This is a genomic window from Streptomyces mesophilus (assembly GCF_040300965.1).
In the GTDB taxonomy this organism is placed as follows: Bacteria; Actinomycetota; Actinomycetes; order Streptomycetales; family Streptomycetaceae; genus Streptomyces; species Streptomyces mesophilus_A.
On sequence record NZ_JBEPEW010000251.1, the window covers coordinates 1 to 6,886 of the forward strand.

At 71.0% G+C, this 6,886-nt stretch carries 9 protein-coding genes; 6 read left to right on the forward strand and 3 right to left on the reverse strand.

All coding sequences use genetic code 11. The features are described from left to right. Positions 1-157: 157 nt before the first annotated feature. Positions 158-385, reverse strand: coding sequence for a hypothetical protein (locus ABT367_RS40000; protein WP_352258717.1), 228 nt, complete (start codon positions 383-385; stop codon positions 158-160). Between the two features lie 80 nt (positions 386-465). Between ABT367_RS40000 and map the strand changes: the two genes are divergently transcribed. Next, positions 466-1,323: a type I methionyl aminopeptidase gene (map, locus tag ABT367_RS40005; protein ID WP_352258719.1), complete on the forward strand. Its 858-nt coding sequence runs from the start codon at positions 466-468 to the stop codon at positions 1,321-1,323. Between the two features lie 199 nt (positions 1,324-1,522). After that, the gene (locus tag ABT367_RS40010) at positions 1,523-2,185 is read left to right on the forward strand and encodes a heme oxygenase (biliverdin-producing) (RefSeq protein ID WP_352258721.1); all 663 of its coding nucleotides are present in this window, start codon (positions 1,523-1,525) and stop codon (positions 2,183-2,185) included. Positions 2,186-2,230: 45 nt separating this feature from the next. Here ABT367_RS40010 and ABT367_RS40015 read toward each other — a convergent pair whose 3' ends face one another. Then, complete coding sequence (locus ABT367_RS40015; RefSeq protein ID WP_352258723.1) at positions 2,231-2,845, reverse strand: hypothetical protein; 615 nt, start codon at positions 2,843-2,845, stop codon at positions 2,231-2,233. Positions 2,846-3,109: 264 nt separating this feature from the next. On the opposite strand from ABT367_RS40015, the gene ABT367_RS40020 reads away from it, so the two are divergent. The 3 genes from ABT367_RS40020 to ABT367_RS40030 all read left to right on the forward strand — a co-directional run bounded on the left by ABT367_RS40020 (position 3,110) and on the right by ABT367_RS40030 (position 5,278). Continuing rightward, a complete protein-coding gene (locus tag ABT367_RS40020; RefSeq protein WP_352258725.1) occupies positions 3,110-4,192 on the forward strand; it encodes a sialidase family protein in 1,083 nt (360 codons plus the stop codon). Positions 4,193-4,282: 90 nt separating this feature from the next. Further along, entirely contained in the window at positions 4,283-5,011 is a 729-nt protein-coding gene (npdG, locus tag ABT367_RS40025; protein WP_352258727.1) for an NADPH-dependent F420 reductase, read from the forward strand. An 84-nt stretch (positions 5,012-5,095) separates the two neighbouring features. Then, positions 5,096-5,278: a hypothetical protein gene (locus ABT367_RS40030; protein WP_352258729.1), complete on the forward strand. Its 183-nt coding sequence runs from the start codon at positions 5,096-5,098 to the stop codon at positions 5,276-5,278. A 28-nt stretch (positions 5,279-5,306) separates the two neighbouring features. Here ABT367_RS40030 and ABT367_RS40035 read toward each other — a convergent pair whose 3' ends face one another. Beyond that, complete coding sequence (locus ABT367_RS40035; RefSeq protein WP_165333378.1) at positions 5,307-6,104, reverse strand: site-2 protease family protein; 798 nt, start codon at positions 6,102-6,104, stop codon at positions 5,307-5,309. Between the two features lie 263 nt (positions 6,105-6,367). Between ABT367_RS40035 and ABT367_RS40040 the strand changes: the two genes are divergently transcribed. Beyond that, positions 6,368-6,886: AfsR/SARP family transcriptional regulator (locus tag ABT367_RS40040; protein ID WP_352258731.1), on the forward strand; the 519-nt coding region annotated here is incomplete at its 3' end.

A 6,886-nucleotide genomic window follows, 5' to 3' on the forward strand; every position in this document is an offset into this window, starting at 1 on the left:
TTCCCGCGAAGGGTTGCCGCCGACGTCGGGGGCGCCCGTGTAACTGGCACCCCTCCCCGTCCCCTTCCGCCGGTTCCGCGGCTGCGGGCCGGTGGAGGTGCGCGTCACATCCGCACCCCCCCGGGCGCGGGTTAGACCCGCACCGCACCCCCGCAGCTCAGCTTCTGTCGTCGTCCCCCTCGCGGTCGTGCCACTTGGGGTCCGTCTCCCACTCCAGGTTGCGCTCCTGGGCCGTCTGCATCGCGTGTGCGGCCTCTTCCCGTGTGGCGTACGGGCCGAAGCGGTTCTTGCCCGGGCACTCGGGTCCTTCCTCGACCTTCTTGTGCTCCAGGCAGTAGTACCACTCGCCCGGCTTGCCGACCGTGCGCTTCTTGAACAGGGCCATGCCCGGCTCCCTTCCCGCGGGCGGCTGATGCGCTCCCACGCCGCCATCGTGCCCGATGTGCGCTCGTTACACTCACTGACATGTCTGTCCCGTCGCTGCTCGTACCAGGGGAGCTCTCTCCCATCCGCTCCGTGCCCGGCAATATCCGGCGCCCCGAATACGTGGGCAAGCCGGCGCCGACGCCGTACACCGGGCCGGAGGTGCAGACCCCCGAGACGATCGAGGCGATGCGGATCGCGGGCCGGATCGCCGCGCAGGCGATGGAGGCGGCCGCCAAGCACATCGCGCCCGGCGTCACCACCGACGAACTCGACCGGATCGCCCACGAGTTCATGCTCGACCACGGCGCCTACCCGTCGACGCTCGGCTACCGCGGCTTTCCGAAGTCGCTGTGCACGAGCGTCAACGAGGTCATCTGCCACGGCATTCCGGACTCCACGGTCCTGAACGACGGCGACATCGTGAACCTGGACGTCACCGCGTACATCGGCGGCGTGCACGGCGACAACAACGCCACCTACTTCGTGGGCGACGTCGACGAGGAGTCGAAGCTGCTCGTCGAGCGCACCCGCGAATCCCTCAACCGCGCCATCAAGGCCGTGAAGCCGGGCCGCCAGATCAACATCATCGGCCGGGTCATCGAGTCGTACGCGAAGAGGTTCGGCTACGGGGTCGTGCGCGACTTCACCGGTCACGGCATCAATTCCTCGTTCCACAGCGGCCTGATCATTCCGCACTACGACTCGCCGCACGCCACGACGGTGATCCAGCCGGGGATGACCTTCACCATCGAGCCCATGCTCACGCTCGGCACGCACGAGTACGACATGTGGGACGACGGCTGGACGGTCGTGACCAAGGACAGGAAGCGCACCGCGCAGTTCGAGCACACACTGGTGGTGACGGACACGGGAGCGGAGATCCTGACCCTTCCCTGAGCTCCACCCCGCACCCGCTGGGCCCGTCGGTTTCGGCGGGCCCTTCGCGTTGCCCGGAAGGGTTTTTCTGCGCCCGGGAGGTTTTACCGACAGCCAGTCCGGAAACTTTCCCGACAGGCCGTCGGGAACCCATTGACTTAGGCAAACCTAAGTACGAGGATCAGCATAGTTTCCCGCTTCTTCGGACCCGGAGGTCCCTGTGGACACATCCGTCACGCCCTTCTCGACGGTCATCCGCACCGCGTCGCACGAGCAGCACACCGAGGCCGAGACCTCGACGTTCATGAGTGACCTGCTCGGCGGTCGGCTGGGGGTGGACGCGTACACGCGCTACACCGAGCAGCTGTGGTTCGTGTACCGGGCGCTGGAGGACGCGGCACCGGCCCTCGCCGGCGACCCGGTGGCGGGTCCGTTCATACAGCCCGAGCTGATGCGCACGGCCGCCCTCGAGCGCGACCTCACGCATCTGCACGGCGGTGAGGGCTGGCGCGAGACCCTCGCCCCGCTGGCGGCCACGGCCGTGTACGCGGAGCGTGTCGCCGAGTGTGCGCGCAGCTGGCCCGCGGGCTATGTCGCGCACCACTACACGCGCTACCTCGGCGACCTGTCCGGCGGCCAGATCATCCGCGACAAGGCCGAGAAGACCTGGGGCTTCAGCCGCAAGGGCGACGGCGTGCGGTTCTACGTCTTCGAGGAGATCTCCAACCCGGCGGCGTTCAAGCGCGGCTACCGCGAGCTGCTCGACGGCCTCGCGGTGGACGATCTGGAGAAGCAGCGCGTGATCGACGAGTGCAAGCGGGCCTTCGCGCTGAACACCGGGGTGTTCCGCGCCCTTGGTGAGGAGTTCCCGCTCAGCGCCTGAGAGTCGGGGCGGGCGGGGTGCTTGTGGCGCCCCGCCGGTCCGCGCTCACCAGCGCGCCGGCGGCGGCGCCGTCAGCTGGTCGGCCAGGCGGGAGAGCCGGTCGCGCAGCCGGCGGCCCGAGCGCAGGCTCGGGGCCGCCGAGGGCAGGCAGTTCTCGCCCGCGGCCGCGCTGACCAGATGCTGCACCGTGTCCAGGTTCAGCTCGCGCGAGGGCGGCACGCTGAGCAACTCATGGGCCAGGGAAGGCAGTTCGCCCCCGCCCGTGTCGAGCGCCAGGACCGTGGCCCCAGCCCGCCGCGCGTCGTGCACGCGCGAGAGCAGCCCCTCGCCGGGTGCGTCCGGGGCCACCACCAGGAGCGTCTCGCCGCTGCGGGCCGCCTCGATACGCCCCAGGCCCACCGAAAGATGCGCGGGATCCGAGGCCCGCACCTGATGCCGTACGAGCGTCGGCGTCAGCTCCGGCGTGCCGGACCAGGCCGCCTCGTCCACGAGGTGGGCGGCCAGATGCCACGGCTCGTACTCCTCGGTGCCGACAAGGAGCAGTCCGCCGCCGTGCGGCACCACCGAGCCGCGCAGGGACGCGGCGAAACGGCGGGTGGCGGACGGCCACTCCGTACCGGCGAGCACTTCGCGCAGCAGCGCGACCCTGACGGCGTCCATGGTTCGCATAGTGCCCCAAGAGGGGTGGGACGCAGGCGGGTTCGGCTTATCTGTGTCCCGAGCGGTCGACGGCGGGTGCCGTAGGGTCGTACGGGCGTGCGGAACTCGTGCGTGCAACTGACCGTGTACGGCCAACGCTCGTGCGGAACTTGTGCGGGCGACTGGCCGTGTACCGCTGACACCCGTACGGTTTCCGGCCGTTCACCGTTCGTTCCGTTCGCCTTGAGAGCGTCGGTGCCCCGGACGTACAGACCAGGGGGCCTGATGGCGAGCGAGGTGTCCGTACCGTTCCGAGGCGGCCGCGAGGGCTACGCCAGTTTCCGAATCCCCGCCGTGGTGGCAAGCCGCGCGGGCACGCTGCTCGCCTTCTGCGAAGGCCGGGTCGCCTCCGCCTCCGACGCCGGCAACATCGACATCGTCCTCAAGCGCTCCACCGACGGCGGCCGCACCTGGAGCCCGCTCGCCGTCGTCGCCCGCAACGCCGACCACCTCGCGGGCAACCCGGCCCCCGTCGTCCTCGCGGACGGCCGCGTCCTGCTCGTCCACATCCGCAACGCGGGCGGCGCGACCGAGGCCCGGATACGCCGCGGCCAGGTCTCCGCCGCCGAGGGCCGCCGGGTGTATGTGATGCACACCGACGACGACGCGCTCACCTGGTCGAGCCCGCGGGAGATCACCGCCCAGGTGAAGAGGGCGAGTTGGCGGTGGTACGCGACCACGCCGGGCCACGCGATCCAACTGGCCTCCGGCCGGATCGTCGTCCCCGCCAACCACTCGCTGCCGCCCGCGGCCGGCTCCGGCGACGACGGCACAGAAGGGCACTACAACGGCGGACACTGCCTGCTCAGCGACGACCGCGGACAGAACTGGCGGATCGGATACGTCGACGACGACACCGACGGCCTGATCAACGTGAACGAGACCACCGCCGCCCAACTCCCCGACGGCCTCGTCTACTTCAACACCCGCAACGACTCGCCCGCACCCGGCAACCGCGCCGAGGCCTGGTCCAAGGACGGCGGCGCGACCCTCGTCAAGGCCTTCCGGCCGCAGGCCTGTCTCACCGGCCCGGTCGTCGAGGGCTCCGTGCTCCAGCTCGAGGACGGCCCGCTGCTCTACTCCGGCCCCGCCGACCCGGGCCACCGTGCGCAGATGACGATCCGCGCCAGCACCGACAACGGCTCCACCTGGCGGCCCGTGCACACGGTGAGCGGGGTCCCCGCCGCGTACTCCGATCTCGTACGGATCGACGCGGACACCCTCGGTCTCCTCTACGAGACCGGGGACTTCAGCGCGTACGAGACGATCACCTTCCGGCGGATACCGCTCGCCCGCATCCTGCCGTAGCGGGGCCGTGGCGGTGACACATACGGGCCGAAGAGATAGCACGTACGGGCGGAACTGAACAGGCCGTTACCAGCAAGTATCGTCAGCGCCATGACTACGAATGATGCCCCTGCGGCAGCGCCCGCGAAGGACCCCGCCAAGGCCCCCGCCAGGGACCCACGCGAGCTGCCCGACGTATCCGGCCTCGTCGTCGGTGTGCTCGGCGGCACCGGGGACCAGGGCCGCGGCCTCGCCTACCGGCTCGCCCGCGCCGGCCAGAAGGTGATCATCGGCTCGCGCGCCGCGGACCGCGCGCAGACCGCCGCCGACGAACTCGGCCTCGGCATCGAGGGCGCCGACAACGCCGAGTGCGCCCGGCGCAGCGACATCGTGATCGTCGCCGTGCCGTGGGAGGGCCACGCCAAGACCCTTCAGGCGCTGCGCGAGGACCTCGCCGGCAAGCTCGTCGTGGACTGCGTCAACCCGCTCGGCTTCGACAAGAAGGGCGCGTACGCGCTCGAGGTCGAGGAGGGCAGCGCCGCCGAGCAGGCGGCCGCCCTGCTGCCGGACTCGCGGGTCACGGCCGCCTTCCACCACCTCTCGGCGGTCCTGCTGCAGGACGAGTCGGTCGAGGAGATCGACACCGATGTGATGGTGCTCGGCGAGGTACGCGACGACACCGACATCGTGCAGGCCCTGGCCGGCCGCATCCCCGGCATGCGCGGGGTCTTCGCCGGGCGGCTGCGCAACGCCCGCCAGGTCGAGGCGCTCGTGGCGAACCTGATCTCGGTGAACCGCCGCTACAAGGCCCACGCCGGACTGCGGGTGACGGACGTCTGAGCCACTCGCTGACAGCGGGGGGCGGGGCATGAGGGACACTGGTCGGCGTAGCACCGAATGTGACACCCGACAGGAGCCGTCCCCATGCCCCGCCTCGCTCTGTACGCGCTGATCGTCTGCGTCCTCGCCGTGGCCGCGGCCGTCGTCTCCTTCTGGCAGGGCAGCCTGCTCGGGATCGTCTGGGTGCTGATCGCCGGTCTGTCCTCGAACATGACCTGGTACTACTTCAAGAAGGGACGGGCGCGGCGCGGGCCCGTCGCGGGATGACCCGCAGGTCGGTCACCGGCCGGAGCCGCTAACCGCCGATCTGGCACCCGGGGTTCTCCTCGGCCCAGAAGCGGTAGAGGTTCTGCCCGCAGTACGACTCGAACTCCTCGATCCCGAGCACGCCGAGCAGCGAGTCGATCAGGTCGAAGAAGGCCACGTTGACCTCGGGGATCCACAGCACACCGAACACGGCGAGCAGCCCGAACGGTGCGAAGGGCTCCACCTGGCGCCGGATCTTGTACGAGAGCCACGGCTCGATCACGCCATAGCCGTCGAGTCCGGGGACCGGCAGGAAGTTCAGGAGCGCGGCCGTCACCTGGAGCAGGGCGAGGAACGCCAGCGCGTACCGGAAGACGAGCGGTACGCCGTCGAGCGCGTCCAGCCAGAACGGCGCCGTGCACACGATCGCGAACAGCACGTTGGTGAGCGGTCCGGCGGCCGAGATCAGACTGTGCTTCCAGCGGCCCTGGATCCGCCCGCGCTCGATGAACACGGCACCGCCCGGCAGACCGAGCCCGCCCATGATCACGAAGAGCACCGGCAGGACGATGCTCAGCAGGGCATGGGTGTATTTGAGCGGGTTGAGCGTGAGGTAGCCCTTGGCGCCGATCGAGATGTCGCCGCTGTGTAGCGCGGTCCGCGCGTGCGCGTACTCGTGCAGGCACAGCGAGACGATCCACGCCCCCGTGACGAACACGAAGACGGCGACGCCCGGATTGTCCGCGAACCCCGTCCATGCCGCCCAGCCGCCCGCGGCCGTCACGGCCACGATGCCGAGGAAGACGGGACTGATCCGCCGGTCGCTGCGCCGGATGGCGGTGGTCATGGGCCGGGCTCCTGCCGTCGGATGATGCGTACGGTACGACGCTATCGGTGACGTGAGGGCAACGGATCGTAGGCGTGCGGGGTTCCTGGCGGACGAGGGCGGGGCGAGGACGGACGGGGAGGGACGGGGACGGGGCGAGGGCGGGGCAGGGGTCGGGCCGGGAGGGACGGGTACGGGGCGAGGGCGGGGTCGGACGCAGGCCGGGCAAGGGCTGGGCAAAGGGGGCCGAGGTCGGCTCAGGGCTCGGCGCCGTACAAGGGAGAATGGCGCACGTGCGCTATTCCGTCCTCGGCACCACCCAGGCCCATCAGTCCGACGGCACCGCCGTGACCTTGGGCGGTGCGCGGCTGCGTGCGGTGCTCACCGTGCTCGCGCTCACCCCCGGGCGGGCCGTCACGGTCGGACGTCTGGTCGACGAGGTCTGGGGCGGGGAGCCGCCCGCCGACGCCGCCGGCGCGCTGCAGGCGCTGGTCGGCCGGCTGCGCCGGGGCATCGGCGCCGATGCCGTCGAACTCGGCCCGGGTGGTTACCGGTTGGTGGCCGAGGCGGACGACGTGGACGCGTTCCGCTTCGAGCGGCTGGCCGCCGAGGCGGCGGGTGCGCTGGCCGATCATGATGCGGTCAAGGCGACGGCCTTGTTCGACGAGGGCCTGGCCCTGTGGCGTGGTCCCGCACTCGCCGATCTGCCGGACCGCGACGCCGAGGCGTCCCGCTGGGAGGCCCGGCGTCTCGAGGCGCGGCGCGGACGTTTCGGCGCGGCGCTCGCGCTCGGCCGCGCCGAG

Bases quoted from the DNA above. Each gene is read 5' to 3' on its own strand.
- ABT367_RS40030 (WP_352258729.1), top strand. From the start codon at position 5,096: ATGCCCCGCCTCGCTCTGTACGCGCTGATCGTCTGCGTCCTCGCCGTG.
- ABT367_RS40000 (WP_352258717.1), bottom strand. From the start codon at position 385: ATGGCCCTGTTCAAGAAGCGCACGGTCGGCAAGCCGGGCGAGTGGTAC.
- ABT367_RS40035 (WP_165333378.1), bottom strand. From the start codon at position 6,104: ATGACCACCGCCATCCGGCGCAGCGACCGGCGGATCAGTCCCGTCTTC.
- ABT367_RS40020 (WP_352258725.1), top strand. From the start codon at position 3,110: ATGGCGAGCGAGGTGTCCGTACCGTTCCGAGGCGGCCGCGAGGGCTAC.
- map (WP_352258719.1), top strand. From the start codon at position 466: ATGTCTGTCCCGTCGCTGCTCGTACCAGGGGAGCTCTCTCCCATCCGC.
- ABT367_RS40015 (WP_352258723.1), bottom strand. From the start codon at position 2,845: ATGGACGCCGTCAGGGTCGCGCTGCTGCGCGAAGTGCTCGCCGGTACG.
- npdG (WP_352258727.1), top strand. From the start codon at position 4,283: ATGACTACGAATGATGCCCCTGCGGCAGCGCCCGCGAAGGACCCCGCC.